Below are 14,078 nucleotides of genomic sequence, written 5' to 3' on the forward strand. Positions count from 1 at the left end.
GTTCACAAAACAGAGAACCGACGGCGTCAGCCGTGCCAGGTGAATAAATCATCAATACAATGTTAAGTCATTGTTAAATAAATAACACTCGCTGCCCCCATCCTGATTAATGCAGCAAACGCATCAGATGATGTGTTTATTGCGCTTATAAAATTCCCCTCACTGATCCAGTTTTCAGAAACAGACGGACAACACGTCAATAATAAACTGGAGACGACCATGATTTCCTCAACCCCACCTGCAACCGTTCGTGCACGAGCGGGCGCGATACTTCGCGTCACCTCGGGCAATTTCCTCGAGCAATTCGACTTCTTCCTGTTCGGGTTCTACGCCACCTATATCGCCCATACCTTCTTCCCGGCGAGCAGTGAATTCGCGTCGCTGATGATGACCTTCGCCGTCTTCGGCGCGGGCTTCTTAATGCGCCCCATCGGCGCAATTGTCCTCGGGGCTTACATCGACAAGGTTGGTCGCCGCAAAGGGTTGATCACCACCCTGTCGATTATGGCGGCCGGCACCTTCCTGATTGTGCTGATCCCCTCTTATGAAAGCATCGGCCTGTGGGCGCCGCTGCTGGTGCTGGTGGGACGTCTGCTGCAGGGCTTTTCCGCCGGGGCGGAGCTTGGCGGGGTGTCGGTCTATCTGGCGGAAATTGCCACGCCGGGCCGCAAGGGCTTCTTTACCAGCTGGCAATCCGGCAGTCAGCAGGTGGCAATTATGGTGGCCGCCGCAATGGGCTTTGCGCTGAACGCGGTGCTGGAAGAGAGCGCCATTCGCGAATGGGGCTGGCGCATCCCGTTCCTGTTCGGCTGTCTGATTGTGCCGTTTATCTTCTTCCTGCGCCGCAAGCTGGAAGAGACCGAGGAGTTCCGCGCACGCCGTCACACGCTGGCGATGCGTCAGGTCTTTACCACCCTGCTGGCGAACTGGCCGGTCGTGGTCGCGGGCATGCTGATGGTGGCCATGACCACCACCGCGTTCTACCTGATCACCGTCTACGCGCCCACCTTCGGTAAAAAAGTGTTAATGCTCAGCGCCTCAGACAGCCTGCTGGTGACGCTGCTGGTGGCGATCTCGAACTTTATCTGGCTGCCGGTGGGCGGTGCGCTGTCGGACCGCTTCGGCCGCAAACCAGTACTGATTGCCATGACCCTGCTGGCGCTGGCGACCAGCTATCCGGCCCTGACGCTGCTGGCGCAGGCCCCGAGCTTCTCCATGATGCTGAGCGTGCTGCTGTGGCTCTCCTTCCTTTATGGCCTCTACAACGGCGCGATGATCCCGGCGCTGACGGAGATCATGCCGGTCGAGGTGCGTGTCGCCGGTTTCTCACTGGCGTACAGCCTTGCTACGGCGATCTTCGGCGGCTTTACCCCGGTCATTTCGACGGCCCTGATTGAGTACACCGGCGATAAAGCCTCACCGGGCTACTGGATGAGCTTCGCGGCGATTTGCGCGCTGCTGGCAACGCTTTATCTCTACCGTCGCAGCGCCATGAGCCTGCAAGTTCAGCGAGGATAATATGCGCACATTCTTACGTTCAGGACTGACCGGGCTGGTATTGCTGGCCACCAGCGCAGGCGCGCTGGCTCAGGAGGTGACGGTTATGATTTCGGGCGGTTTTAAGGCCGCGCTGGAAAAACTCGCCCCCGGGTATGAAGCCCGGACGGGTGACCATATCGTGCTGATCCCGGGGCCGTCGATGGGACAGACGCCGCAGGCGATCCCCAACCGGCTGGCACGCGGTGAAAAAGCGGACGTGGTGATCATGGTCGGCGATGCGCTGGAGCATCTGGCGAAAGACCGGATGGTCAACGCCGATTCACGGGTGGAGCTGGCGGATTCGCCCATCGGCATGGTGGTGAAAGCCGGGTCACCCGTGCCGGATATCGCCACGGACAGTGCGCTAAAACAGACCCTGCTTGCGGCCAGCGCCATCGCCTACTCAGACAGCGCCAGCGGCCGGTATGTGCAAAGTCAGCTGTTCAAAAAGCTGGGGATTGACGCCCAGGTGGCGGGAAAAGCGCACAAGGTAGAGCGGATCCCGGTTGCCTCTGAAGTGGCGAAAGGGAAATACGCCGTGGGGTTCCAGCAGGTCAGCGAACTGTTGCCCGTGCCCGGCGTGACCTTTGTCGGCAAACTGCCGGATAACCTGCAGTACATCACCCGTTTTGCCGGAGCGGTCACCGCCCACGCGGAGCACCCTGCCGCGGGGAAAGCCCTGCTGGATTACCTCGCGTCGCCGCAGGCGCAGGAGACCATCACCGCCACCGGGATGCTCCCCGTCGCTACGCCGCGCGGTAACGGGCAATAATCAGCGTTTCCAGCTCGGCGGCAATCCACGACTGAATCCGCCCGCTGCGCCGAATCAGCCCGACAGTGCGTTTGACTTCGGGCTCGGTCAGCGGGACAGAGGTCAGTACAGCATGCTCAGAGTGAGGCATTGACATGGCGGGGACGGCAGCAATGCCTATCCCCGCCTCGACCATTCCCAGCATGGTTGTCACGTGGCGCGTCTCGCAAATGCCCGGACGCTCGGGCTTAATATGGCCGAGCATCTGATCGAGCAAATTGCGGTTCCCCGACGTGATATCCAGGCTGATGTAATCCTGCTGATAAAATGCCTCCCAGGTCAGACTCTTGCGCCCTGCAAGCGGATGATCGCGACGGCACGCGGCGACATACACATCCTCCACCAGCGGCATAAAGGTGATATCCGGCTGCAGGCTTCTGGCAAAGCAGATGCCAAAGTCCGCCTGGCCGCTGGCCACCGCCTCAATGACGTTGCCCGCGCTGCTGTCGATAAGCCTGATGCGCACGCGCGGATAGCGGCTGTGAAACTGACGGATCACCTCCGGCATAAAATGGCAGGCCGCCGACGGCACGGTGGCGACGGTGACAAGCCCGGTGCGCTCCTCGCTCACCTTGTCGATATCCGCCAGCATCGACTCCACGTTTTCCAGAAGTTGCCCGCAGCGATCGGCAAAGGTTTGCCCGAAGAGGGTCAGCGTTACGCGCCGGGTGGTTCTGTCGAACAGCTTCGCGCCGACGGCCGCCTCCAGCTTCTCAATGCGGCGGCTTAAGGCGGACTGGGAGAGACAGATAGACTCCGCGGCGATGCGGAAGTTACCGTACTCCACCAGAGCTCTGAAGGCGTAAAGATCGTTGAGGTCGAAATTGACGGGCATTTTTCTGGCAATCCTTAGCGCTTTCTGGAAACTCGGACATTCATAATAGCGACTTATGAATCAGCGGCAACCTCTGCCGCTGATGTGTGTCCGCAAAGCGCTACACGAGGCTGTGGGCCTCGCTATGCGACGACGCCACCGCATCCACCAGCGCCATCTCTTCGCGGCTCAGCAGCATCTCAATATTCACCAGAATAATCATTCGGCTGTCGAGCACGCCGAGCCCAAGCAGGTAGCGGCCAGAGAGCACCGAGGCCACGTCCGGGGTCGGCTTGATGTTATCCACATCTATCGACAGCACGTCTGCCACACCGTCAACCACGATACCCACCACACGATCGTTCAGATTGAGCACGATAACCACCGTTTTGTCGTCCTGCGACGGATCGGGCAGATCGAAGCGTACGCGCAGATCGACAATCGGTACAATCACGCCGCGCAGGTTGGTCACGCCGGTGATAAAGTTCGGCGCGTTCGGTATACGCGTCAGGCGATCGCATCCGCGGATCTCCTGCACTTTAAGGATATCAATGCCGTACTCTTCATCGCCCAGGCGGAATACCAGGTACTCCTGCGCAATGGCGTCGGGTACGGCGGGTTTACTCGCGGTTGCTACTGTCATGCGTTTACCCCCTCCCTCTGGGGTTGTGGAGCGTTGAGCGTTGAGAGCTCAACCACATCAAGGATCAGCGCCACGCTGCCATCACCGAGGATGGTCGCTGCAGAGACGCCAGGCACTTTGCGGTAGTTATGTTCAAGGTTTTTGACCACCACCTGCTGCTGGCCGATAAGCTGGTCGACCCACAGCGCGTAGCGGCAGCCCGCGCTTTGCACGATGACCACAATGCCATCGTCGGCCGGAGCCTCGCCCGCGACCGAGAGACGCTGGCGCAGCAGCACCAGCGGCAGATATTCGCCGCGCACCTGCAGCAGGCGCTCTTCGCCGACAAAACGGCACAGCATCTCGTCGGTCGGTCGCAGCGACTCCATCACCGCGCCCAGCGGCAGGACGTAAATCTCCTCCCCCACCTTCACCAGCATGCCGTCAAGGATGGCCAGGGTCAGCGGCAGGATAATGCGGATAGTGGTCCCGGCTCCCGGCGTGGAGAGCACATCCACGTGGCCGCCCATCGCCAGAATGTTGCGTCGCACCACGTCCATACCGACGCCGCGTCCGGAGACGTCCGTCACGCTCTCGGCGGTGGAGAAACCGGCGGCGAAGATCAGCATCCACACATCGTCGTCGCTCATGGTGTCGCTGATGGTCATGCCCTGAGAACGGGCTTTGGCGAGGATCTTCTCCCGGTTCAGCCCCGCCCCATCGTCGCTGACCTCAATCACGATATTGCCGCCGTGATGTTCGGCTGAAAGCGTCAGGTTGCCGGTGACCGGTTTGCCTTTTGCGACGCGCACCTCTTTCTCTTCAATGCCGTGGTCCAGGCTGTTACGCACCAGGTGGGTCAGCGGATCGATAATGCGCTCGATCAGGCTCTTATCCAGCTCGGCGGAGCCGCCTTTCAGGGTCAGCTCGACCTCTTTATTCAGGCGAGCGCCCAGGTCATGCACCAGCCGCGGGAAGCGGCTGAAAACGTAGTCCATCGGCATCATACGAATGGACATCACCGACTCCTGCAGCTCGCGGGTGTTGCGCTCCATCTGCGCCACGCAGCCGGACAGTAGATCGTAGCTGGCCGGATCAAGGGTCCGTGAGAGCTGGGAGAGCATCGCCTGGGTGATGATAAGCTCGCCCACCTGGTTGATAATCTGGTCCACTTTACTCACCGCCACGCGAATGCTGCCGGACTCCTGACTGGCTGCCCGCGGCGCCGGTGGCGCTTTTTTGGCAACGGCCTCGGGTGGCGCAGCGGGCGCTGGTGCCGCTGCGGGCTCTGCGGGCCGGACCTCAATCTGCTTGCTGTCGAGTACAAAGCAGAGCACGGCGGTGATATCGTCCGCCGAGGCGGTGGTCTGTAGCGTCACCGTCATGCCGTCAGACGACGTCTGTGCGTCTGAAATCGTCCCCATATTGCTCAGTTCGTCACGCAGCATTGTCTGCTCGCGCGCATCAACGTTTCGCAGGGTCACGACCAGCGTGGCTTCCTTCTCCCCGGCCGTGCTGGCTGGCACGGGCGCGGGCTCAGGTGCGGGCGGTTTTCCTTCAAGGGCTATCTCTCTGAGGGCTTCACAGATATAGCGAAATTGAGCGTCATCAGGCTCCTGCGAAGCCTGATAGGCTTCCAGCTGCGCTTGCATAATGTCCTTACATTCCAGAAAAAGGTTGATGATCGAGCGACTGAGCGTCCTCTCCCCTGCCCGCGCCTGGTCAAGGAGGTTCTCCAGCAGGTGGGTGGTCTCCTGTAAGGCGGTAAAACCGAAGGTGGCTGCGCCCCCTTTCAGGGAGTGTGCCGCCCGGAAAATCGCATTCAGCTGCTCCTGGTCCGGCGCCACCACGTCAAGCTGCAGCAGATGCTGCTCCATGTCGGCCAGCAGTTCTTCTGCCTCAGTAAAAAAGATCTGCGAAAAATCATTCATGTCCATCGGTATAGCCCTGCACGTTTTGCAGATTGATATCGCTCAGCACGCTCTCTGCACGCTGGGCCTGGGTATCTTCCAGACGGATCTCCTGCTCTTTCGAGCGGCTGAGGACCAGAATGCTGATGCGGCGGTTCACCGCGCTTTCCGGCAGGGTGTTCTCCAGCGGCATCCGGCTGGCGGTGCCGATCACGCGCAGAAAACGCTCATCGCTCAGCCCGGCCCTGACCAGCACCCGACGCGCGGCGTTAGCACGACCGGCGGACAGCTCCCAGTTGCTGTAGCCGCCCTCGCCCCCGGCATACGGCAGGGAATCGGTATGGCCCGTCAGGCTCAGCGCGTTGGGCAGTTCCTGGAGCAGCGGCACCAACGCCTGCAGAATACCGTTCATGTAGGATTCCGGCAGCTCGCTGCCCACGCGGAACATGGGGCGGTCCTGGGAGTCGGTGATCTGGATCAGCAGCCCGTCGTTGGTCAGATTCAGCAAAATGTTGGACTTGAAGTTGTTCAGCCGCGGATCGGTTTCGATCATCTTCTGCAGCTTCTCTTTTGCCTGCTTCAGGTTCTCGACGCGCTTGTGCTTATCGATCTGACTAAGCTGTCCTTTAAACACTTCGCCCTGCCGCTTGATGATGTCATCCCCGCCGCCAGGGATGACGCTGTCGCTGAGGCTGGTTTTATCGCCGTTGGCCATCGACGGCTTCAGCGGCATGCGGAAGTAGTCGGCAATCAGCTCCCGTTCCATGTCCGTGGACTGCGACAGCAGCCACATCACCAGGAAAAAGGCCATCATGGCGGTCATAAAGTCGGCATAGGCAATCTTCCAGGTGCCGCCGTGGTGCGCATGCTTTTTCTTTTTACGCTTACGGGAAATGATGACAGGCGTGACGTTCTTCATGCGGCGCTGTCCGAGGTTTTGGTTTTCAGCGTGGCGTTGGATTTCACTTCGCGCACGTGCTCTTCAAGCTCTTCGAACGACGGACGTTCGCTGGTAAAGATGGTTTTGCGGCCAAATTCCACGGCAATCTGCGGGGCATAGCCGTTGAGACTGGAGAGCAGCGTCACCTTGATGCACTGCAGGATTTTGACCTGATCGGAACTCTTCTGGCGCAGCAGAGTGGCCAGCGGCAGCACGAAACCATAGGCGATAAGGATCCCGAGGAAGGTCCCTACCAGCGCGTGGCCGATCAGAACGCCCAGCTCCGCCGCCGGGCGATCCGCCGAGCCCAGAGCGTTCACCACCCCCATCACCGCGGCCACAATGCCGAACGCCGGAAACGCATCGCCCACCGTATTGAGGCTGTGCGCAGGGACTTCCAGCTCCTCTTCGCAGGTCTCGATCTCTTCATCCATCAGGGCTTCGATTTCATGGGAATTCATGCTGCCGCCAATCATCAGGCGGAAGTAGTCGAGGATAAAGTTGGCGAGCATCGGGTCGCTCATCAGACGGGGATAGGCGCTAAAAATATCGCTGTTCTGCGGGTCTTCGATGTCCTTTTCCAGCGACATCAGCCCGTGCACGCGGCTCTGGGAGAGCAACAGGAACATCAGCGCCATCAGATCCATATACACCGCTTTGTTGTAGCGCTTGCCCACGAAGAGCTTAACCAGCGCCTTACCCGTTGCTTTAAGGGATTTGACGTTGTTGCCAACGATAAACGCCCCAACCCCGGCCCCGCCGATAATCAACAGCTCCAGCGGCTGAAACAGCGCCATCAGGTTACCGCCGGATAAGAGAAAACCACCAAAAACGGTCGATATGACAACAAGATAGCCAACAATAACTAACACAATTTCTCCTTTTCGGTACTTTGACCGATGCCGGGGGCCCCGGCATCAGGTAAACGCCATCTTGTGCACTGCCGTCACGGGGATCAGGCCGTCAGGATTTCCGGCGCCGCGAACGAACCCAGGAGGCCGGTATTGCTTACCTGGGATTTTTTAAGCGCACGCGACGGCGGGCTGCACAAGCTGCAGGTAAATGGGTTTTTAATAAATTCGGTGGTGACGATAAAACCACCGCCACACACGCTGCAGGCTTTACGCGAAATAATGCCGCAGTCGATAAAGCGTAATAATGTCCAGGCGCGGGTCAGACCCAGCACCGGTTTTTCATCGGAACAGGTGCTGCACTGCTCCAGATAAAGACGATAGGTCTTCATCAGCATTTCAATGGAGCGCCCCTGTTCGGTCTTTTTCAAATAGAGATAAATGTTGTAGAACATGGACGAGTGAATATTCTGTTCCCACGACATAAACCAGTCTTCTGAAAAAGGCAGCATCCCTTTCGGCGGCGGACAGCCGCGTAATTCTTTATATAAACGCAGCAGACGGCGACGGCTCAGGGAGGTTTCCGACTCCAGTACCTGCATTCTCGCCCCGAGAGAAATTAATCCCATGGCGATATTCACTTCATCAATTTCCTGCAGCAGACTTTTTTCACCACACATGATTATGCCTCCTCCGCCGTCACCGCATCTTCTTCGCTTAAGGCATTCAGAAGGTTGGTCGACAAAATAATGCCGGTATGGATCTGCTGCAGGGCTTCAATGCGCGAATCCTTGGTTAAATTTTCAATAACCACTTCATCATCCACGCGCAGACGACAAATAAGCTGATTGGTCGTCGCCAGCTTCATTAATTGCGGCAGCGAAAGTTCTTTCAGATTATCAATGGTTCCTTCAGACAACCCCAGGCGAAAACCCGCCGCAAATTTATCCTGACGAATCAGCTGCTGGGCCAGCAGCAAATAGGACAGGTTGATATCATGAATATTCTGCAGGTACTCGTCGAAATTAGACACAGGCGAAAACTCCCAATGTTATTCAGCCAATAGCTGGCATGTCAGTTTAGATAGATAACGTTTCCGAACTGATGCAGAGAGTCTTTTGGTATTGATATTCACTGAGGTAAGTCATTCTTCCTCAGTAAATGCGTCACGTACTTCTCAATGCCAAAGGAGGCTGCATCACAAAACTGGCAAAATCATAAACACTAAGTATTTTCCGAACAAGCGACAGAAATGTCTCCAAATCCTCCAGTCACTGTTAACCTGTTGATTTAAAAAGTTAATAAAGCATTGTTAAACGTTATTAAAGCTTGATTTTAATGATTAATCCTGCTGTTTAACCGGTGTTAACAATATAAATGTTAAGAGCCTGTATTTATCGACAATCCGATTCCATACGACTTCTTAACCTTTTAACCGCCAGACTGTGCAGCTGGCTCACCCGTGTTTCCGTGATGCCCAATACCAGACCAATCTCTTTCATGTTCAAATCCTGAAGATAATAGAGCTGCAACAGTACCTGCTCTCTTTCGGGTATGAACTGAATATGTTCCGTAATACGCTCGATGAGATTCTGGCGCACCGTGTCATTCAGCGGATTAAGCGATTCATTTTCGTCATCGCTCGTTTCCCAGCTGTCGGCATAATTCTCCTGCAGCTCATCAACCGAATACATCTGGCTGGCATTATTATCTGCCAGCATCTGCTGAAATTCCTGCAGCGATACGCCCATGCGCTCTGCAATTTCAGCTTCGGTCGCTTCGCCACCTTTTTCCTGTTCGATTTGCTGAATAATTGCCACTATTTCCCGCGTATGGGTGCGAACCCGTCGCGGGACCCAGTCGCTTTCTCTCAGCTCATCTAATAACGCCCATTTCACCCGCTGGGTGATCCACGCCGTGAGCGTTACCCCTTTTTTCGGGTCGAAACTGTCGACCGCACTTAAAAAACCAATCGATCCTGCCTGAATTAAATCATCCAGCTCGACGCTGGCAGGAAGCCGCTTATGTAAACGCATTGCTTCCTGCCGCACCAGATAGTGATATTTAGACCAGACTACCGATTTATCTTCCAGCCCTTCGGCCGTATAAATACCATCCACGATTACATTCCACCCACTATTCTCTGCGAGAATTATCCGGTGAAATTGCGCATTCAAATAGTGCGATAAGCCTTTATAAAAATGCGCATTCTGTTACTTCGCGCGAATGTTTACGCGTCGCGGAAATATATCGTTATTAATGACGTTAATTCACAGAATTAAAAGGTTTCCCACTGGGCCAGATCGGGTTCCTTCGCCCGCGGCATTTTTTCAGGCGCAGGCGTGACGTTCACCTGACGGCTCTCCTGGTTAAGACGAAATTGCGCCACCAGTTTCTCCAGCGCGTCTGACTGCGCTTCCAGTTCACTTGCCGCCAGTGCCGCCTCTTCCACCATCGCCGCGTTCTGCTGGGTGACCAGATCCATCTCGTTCACCGCCTGTGAGATCTGGTTGATACCCGCGCTCTGCTCGTCCGAGGCGGAGGTGATTTCGCCCATGATCTGGGTTACCTGCCCGACGGAGGTCACAATCTCCTGCATGACGTGGCTGGCCTGCCCTACCTGACGCGAACCGATATCAATATTATTCACGCTGGTGTTGATCAGCTGATTGATCTCTTTTGCCGCATCGGCGCTGCGTTTCGCCAGGTTACGCACCTCTTCGGCCACCACCGCAAACCCGCGTCCCTGCTCGCCGGCACGCGCTGCTTCCACCGCCGCGTTCAGGGCGAGGATGTTGGTCTGGTTGGCAATGCTGTCGATCACGCCGTTGATATCGGCAATCTGACGCGAGCTGGTGGTGATCTGGGCCATGATCTGCTCCAGGCTCTGCATCACCTCCCCGCCGTTATGGGCATTGGTGCTGGCGCTTTCCGCCAGTTCACGCGCCGCGTGGGCGTTGTCAGCATTCTGGCGTACGGTGGTTTTGATCTGCTCCATGCTGGCCGCCGTCTCCTGCAGCGCCGCCGCCTGCTCTTCGGTACGGGATGAGAGATCGTTGTTACCGTGGGCAATTTCCTGCGCGTTGTTGTGAATACGCGACACGCTTTCACGAATGCCGGAGACGGTCGTGGCCAGCGAGGTGCGCATCTGCTCCAGCTCACGGAGCATATTGCCGATTTCATTCTCGCTGCCAGCCTCAATCTCCTTGCTCAGATCGCCGTCGGCGATACGCTTAAGGACATCAACGGTCGTCGCCATACGCTGAACCAGGGTCTGACGCAGCCAGAAGCGGATCACAAACAGCAGCACCACCGCCAGCAGCACCACCACCAGGCCAACGCCGAGCATAATCTGGTAGTCGCGCGCTGACGCCTGAGTAACCTCTTCACTTACGCGCGCGCTGGCATCCGTGTACTGCTCTACCTTGTTACGCAGTTGGGTGCGAAGCTCCATATCGTGTTCCAGAGAGCCGCTATACCCCGCCGGGTTTTGCACATAGCCGAGCTTCACTTCCGCCACTTTATAGACCTCGTTAAATGCCGCATTAACCTCCGCGGCCAGGCGACGCTCCTCCTCGGTATTGAACGGTGAGGCCATAAAGTCGTCCATATTGCGGCGGGCGGTTTTCACCACGTTGAGCGTATGGCTGGCGACATTCTGCGAAACCGGATTACCCAGCGCCGCCTGCAGCATCAAGCCGTTGGTGTTGGCCATCACCGCACTGATATTGTAGGCCGCGTCGCGCATCTGATCGTTATTCTCAGCGGCCACGACAATACGTTTGAAATTTTGGTTGCTGGAGACGGCATTAAACACGGCATAGGCCGTCACGCCGAATAGCATTACCGCGAACAGGCCGATAATCAGCGTGACGGTGCTGTAAATTTTGAGTTTAGCTAACATAATTTTCCACCCTCCGCGCACGGGCAGGCCGTACGCGGTAGCGTCTGAAGTGAATAAAGAGGGCGTTCGAATTACAGATTAAACAGACTCATCTTCTGCATATTCTTGTAAACGAACATCGAGGCATTAAAGGCCAGTTCCGACATCTGCGATTCCGACGCCATCGTCATCAGTAGGCTTAAATCGGAGCCAATGGCGTCCTGCACTTTGACAATGGTGTCGTTGATCAGCACGTTGCCGGTCAAATCCAGGGCGTCAAGCTGCTGCAGATTAGTGCCCAGTTCGGCCTGCGCTTTCCCGAGACGCTCGATACCCGCGTCAAGCCCTTTGCTGGCAGCGCTCAGCGCGGCTTTTATGGCTTCTGCGGTTTCTTCATCAACGGATTCCATCATTAATGCGGCAACGGCATCGTTCAACACCATGAAAATATCGCCAAACACCTCGTCACCGAGATGGCTTGTTTGCATTTCCGTACCGTCAGCGACCGTCTGTTTGCGTGCTTCATTACCGCCGCGGTAATTCCCGACTTCATCAAAGGCAGGCGTATCGGTGTTAAACCCGGAGAAAATATAGCGACCACTGCTGTCCCGACTGTTGGCTAAATCCAGCAGATTGGTTCGGATCCCTTTGATCTCCTCCGCCAGCGCATGGCGGTCTTCATCGGAATAGGCGCCCGACCCTGCGGCGACAAGTTTTTCCTTCAGGGTGGTGGTCATCAGGTTACCGACGCCATTCAGAATATGATCCTGAAACTCCAGCGCACTGCGTGCCCCGGAGCGCACGCTGCTGTACATCTCCAGCTGCGCCAGCGCGTCCTGGTGCTTCACCGCGTCGGTCGCGGCAGTCGGGTTGTCAGAGGCTTTGAGTAGCGTTTTGTTCGCCGACATCCGCAGATAGATTTCGTTGCTTTGACTCATGCGGTTCGTCATGGCCGCCGCGCTTTGCTTATACATATAAAGCGTACTTAATCGCATCATCCTCTCCTTATCGGATGGCCAGCAGGGCATCAAACATGGCGTTGGCGGTCTGCAACAGCTGCGCGCTGCCCCGGTAATACTGATGGAACATATCGAGGTTGATGTACTCCTCGTCCATATTGACGCCAGTGAGCGCCTGTTTGGTGTCGTATTTGGTTTCCAGATCGGTGTAAGCACTGTTGGTGTAAGATTTCACTTCACGCGCGCTTTCCCCGATTTTGCCTGCCAGGCTGGCATAGGCCTCACTGAGCGTGTTGTTGCCAATCAGCGCTTCTTTCTGGATCTCCAGCATCTTCTGGAGGTTGTTGTTGTTGTCGGGTTCACCAGGTTTGTCGGCGGCGGCAAACTCTAACGGGCTGGTGATTTTGCGTTTGATGCCTTCGGCTGCGCCGGACATCGGATTGAGGGTGAATTTATCCCCCTCCTGGGCAGCCGGAGGCACAGGGACCGTCATTTTGATACCGTCAAAACTGAGTTCATCGCCCGTAAGGTTTGTCGGCACGGTGCGACCATCCTCCCCTTTCACCACCCACTGCCCCGCTTCATAACGGATATCGTAGTTTTCTGATTTCACCAGTCTGAAATCTTCCACTGTGATAGAGGTCAGCGTTCCAGTTCCGCCGTTTTTCGCATTGGCAATCGCCTTGATCTCCGGCAGCGAGAACAGATCCTCGCCTTGCAGACCCTCCCCCGTGATGCCGTCCTTATTCTGATCGTTCATCCGGTGCGCCATCATAAAGGCGATCTGATCCAGATCCTTTCGCGCCATCGGGAGGTCTTCATTGCGGAATTTGAACAACCCGGCCAGGCGGCCTTTGGTGATGCTGTTTTCATCCAGCGGCGATGCCTTGCCGTTGGCATCGACGTAGGAGACGATGGTTTTATTCGGGTCGGCATCCGACGGTGAGGTCTGCAGTTTGTAGGCGGTATCGCCGGAGACCAGCGGTCGCCCGTCAGACAGCGTGACCGTGACGCGACCGGACGTATGGTCTTCGGTCACCGTGATGCCAAGCTGTTCGCTCAGCCCTTCCAGCAGCGCGTCGCGCTGGTCCAGCAGATCGGCAGGCTGTGCCCCATTTCCCTGGGCGCGCTCCAGCTGTTTGTTAATCTGCGCCAGCTGCTCGGTAAAGCTGTTGATCTCACTGGCGCTGCGCTCAATCTGGGTATTGGTGCTCTTTTCCAGCCCCGTCAGGCGTTTGGCACTGGCATTGTAGCGGTTCGCCAGTATCTCGAGGGAGGCAAATACCTTCGCGCGCGCCGGGCCTTCCGACGGGTTGGCGCTCAGGGCAGCCATGTCTGTAAACAGCTTGCCCAGCGACACGGAGACGTTATCCGCTTCATCCGCCAGCATGTTGTCGATATCCGCCAGCTGCTCCATCCGTCCCGTCAGTGACGAGTAGGTGGAGAGTGAATCCCGCAGCTGGTTATTGGCAAAGGCGTCATAGGCGCGTTCCACGCCGCCGATGCGGGCGCCATACCCGTAAAACCCCTGTGGGGTCGACATCCCGCCCAGCTCACCGATCAGCAGACTGCGGCGGCTGTAGTTGTTGGACATGCCGTTGACCAGGTTATCACCAGTGACCCGGATGGCGGCCTGCGCCACGCTGATGCCGTTTCTGGCTAAGTTGTAAAGGTTATTCATACGCTCTGGATATTCCCTGATTGCGGGCCCGGCATTGATTTCCGGGCCAGATGTTCATGGCTCTGCTT

13 protein-coding genes are annotated in these 14,078 nt (G+C 56.9%); 2 read left to right on the forward strand and 11 right to left on the reverse strand.

Annotated elements, in window-relative coordinates:
- The first annotated feature begins 219 nt into the window (after window positions 1–219).
- Window positions 220–1,518, forward strand: a complete 1,299-nt coding sequence (gene tcuC / locus C1N69_RS14220; RefSeq protein WP_047959002.1) for an MFS transporter — start codon at window positions 220–222, stop codon at window positions 1,516–1,518.
- A 1-nt stretch (window position 1,519) separates the two neighbouring features.
- Window positions 1,520–2,311, forward strand: coding sequence for a substrate-binding domain-containing protein (locus tag C1N69_RS14225; RefSeq protein WP_047959003.1), 792 nt, complete (start codon window positions 1,520–1,522; stop codon window positions 2,309–2,311).
- Here the strand turns inward: C1N69_RS14225 and psrA are convergent.
- From psrA to flgK, 11 genes are all read right to left on the reverse strand, one after another.
- Window positions 2,286–3,185, reverse strand: a complete 900-nt coding sequence (gene psrA, locus C1N69_RS14230; RefSeq protein WP_047959004.1) for an L-proline-binding transcription factor PsrA — start codon at window positions 3,183–3,185, stop codon at window positions 2,286–2,288. The genes C1N69_RS14225 and psrA overlap by 26 nt on opposite strands.
- Window positions 3,186–3,285: 100 nt before the next feature.
- Window positions 3,286–3,807: a chemotaxis protein CheW gene (locus C1N69_RS14235; protein WP_059385109.1), complete on the reverse strand. Its 522-nt coding sequence runs from the start codon at window positions 3,805–3,807 to the stop codon at window positions 3,286–3,288.
- Window positions 3,804–5,723, reverse strand: coding sequence for a chemotaxis protein CheA (cheA, locus tag C1N69_RS14240; protein WP_104557484.1), 1,920 nt, complete (start codon window positions 5,721–5,723; stop codon window positions 3,804–3,806). The genes C1N69_RS14235 and cheA overlap by 4 nt, the downstream gene beginning before the upstream one ends.
- The gene (gene motB, locus C1N69_RS14245) at window positions 5,710–6,615 is read right to left on the reverse strand and encodes a flagellar motor protein MotB (protein WP_155031405.1); all 906 of its coding nucleotides are present in this window, start codon (window positions 6,613–6,615) and stop codon (window positions 5,710–5,712) included. Before motB ends, cheA begins: the two co-directional genes overlap by 14 nt.
- Window positions 6,612–7,508: a flagellar motor stator protein MotA gene (motA, locus tag C1N69_RS14250; RefSeq protein WP_059385112.1), complete on the reverse strand. Its 897-nt coding sequence runs from the start codon at window positions 7,506–7,508 to the stop codon at window positions 6,612–6,614. The genes motB and motA overlap by 4 nt, the downstream gene beginning before the upstream one ends.
- A gap of 83 nt (window positions 7,509–7,591) precedes the next feature.
- Entirely contained in the window at window positions 7,592–8,167 is a 576-nt protein-coding gene (gene flhC / locus C1N69_RS14255; protein ID WP_059385113.1) for a flagellar transcriptional regulator FlhC, read from the reverse strand.
- Between the two features lie 2 nt (window positions 8,168–8,169).
- On the reverse strand, window positions 8,170–8,520 hold the full coding sequence (gene flhD / locus C1N69_RS14260) for a flagellar transcriptional regulator FlhD (RefSeq protein WP_104557483.1): 351 nt from the start codon (window positions 8,518–8,520) through the stop codon (window positions 8,170–8,172).
- A gap of 361 nt (window positions 8,521–8,881) precedes the next feature.
- Window positions 8,882–9,607, reverse strand: a complete 726-nt coding sequence (gene fliA, locus C1N69_RS14265) for an RNA polymerase sigma factor FliA (RefSeq protein ID WP_059385115.1) — start codon at window positions 9,605–9,607, stop codon at window positions 8,882–8,884.
- Window positions 9,608–9,765: 158 nt separating this feature from the next.
- Window positions 9,766–11,391: a methyl-accepting chemotaxis protein gene (locus tag C1N69_RS14270; RefSeq protein WP_155031406.1), complete on the reverse strand. Its 1,626-nt coding sequence runs from the start codon at window positions 11,389–11,391 to the stop codon at window positions 9,766–9,768.
- Between the two features lie 71 nt (window positions 11,392–11,462).
- Window positions 11,463–12,365, reverse strand: coding sequence for a flagellar hook-associated protein FlgL (flgL, locus tag C1N69_RS14275; protein ID WP_155031935.1), 903 nt, complete (start codon window positions 12,363–12,365; stop codon window positions 11,463–11,465).
- 10 nt (window positions 12,366–12,375) lie between these two features.
- Complete coding sequence (gene flgK, locus C1N69_RS14280) at window positions 12,376–14,010, reverse strand: flagellar hook-associated protein FlgK (RefSeq protein WP_155031407.1); 1,635 nt, start codon at window positions 14,008–14,010, stop codon at window positions 12,376–12,378.
- Window positions 14,011–14,078: the final 68 nt, after the last annotated feature.

The sequence above is a fragment of the Enterobacter sichuanensis genome (genome assembly GCF_009036245.1).
GTDB classification, from domain to species: Bacteria; Pseudomonadota; Gammaproteobacteria; order Enterobacterales; family Enterobacteriaceae; genus Enterobacter; species Enterobacter sichuanensis.

Excerpts from the sequence above, each read along its gene's own strand:
- psrA (WP_047959004.1), bottom strand. The coding sequence starts at position 3,185 with ATGCCCGTCAATTTCGACCTCAACGATCTTTACGCCTTCAGAGCTCTG.
- motB (WP_155031405.1), bottom strand. The coding sequence starts at position 6,615 with ATGAAGAACGTCACGCCTGTCATCATTTCCCGTAAGCGTAAAAAGAAA.
- C1N69_RS14225 (WP_047959003.1), top strand. The coding sequence starts at position 1,520 with ATGCGCACATTCTTACGTTCAGGACTGACCGGGCTGGTATTGCTGGCC.
- C1N69_RS14270 (WP_155031406.1), bottom strand. The coding sequence starts at position 11,391 with ATGTTAGCTAAACTCAAAATTTACAGCACCGTCACGCTGATTATCGGC.
- flhC (WP_059385113.1), bottom strand. The coding sequence starts at position 8,167 with ATGTGTGGTGAAAAAAGTCTGCTGCAGGAAATTGATGAAGTGAATATC.
- tcuC (WP_047959002.1), top strand. The coding sequence starts at position 220 with ATGATTTCCTCAACCCCACCTGCAACCGTTCGTGCACGAGCGGGCGCG.
- C1N69_RS14235 (WP_059385109.1), bottom strand. The coding sequence starts at position 3,807 with ATGACAGTAGCAACCGCGAGTAAACCCGCCGTACCCGACGCCATTGCG.
- cheA (WP_104557484.1), bottom strand. The coding sequence starts at position 5,723 with ATGGACATGAATGATTTTTCGCAGATCTTTTTTACTGAGGCAGAAGAA.
- flgL (WP_155031935.1), bottom strand. The coding sequence starts at position 12,365 with ATGCGATTAAGTACGCTTTATATGTATAAGCAAAGCGCGGCGGCCATG.
- flgK (WP_155031407.1), bottom strand. The coding sequence starts at position 14,010 with ATGAATAACCTTTACAACTTAGCCAGAAACGGCATCAGCGTGGCGCAG.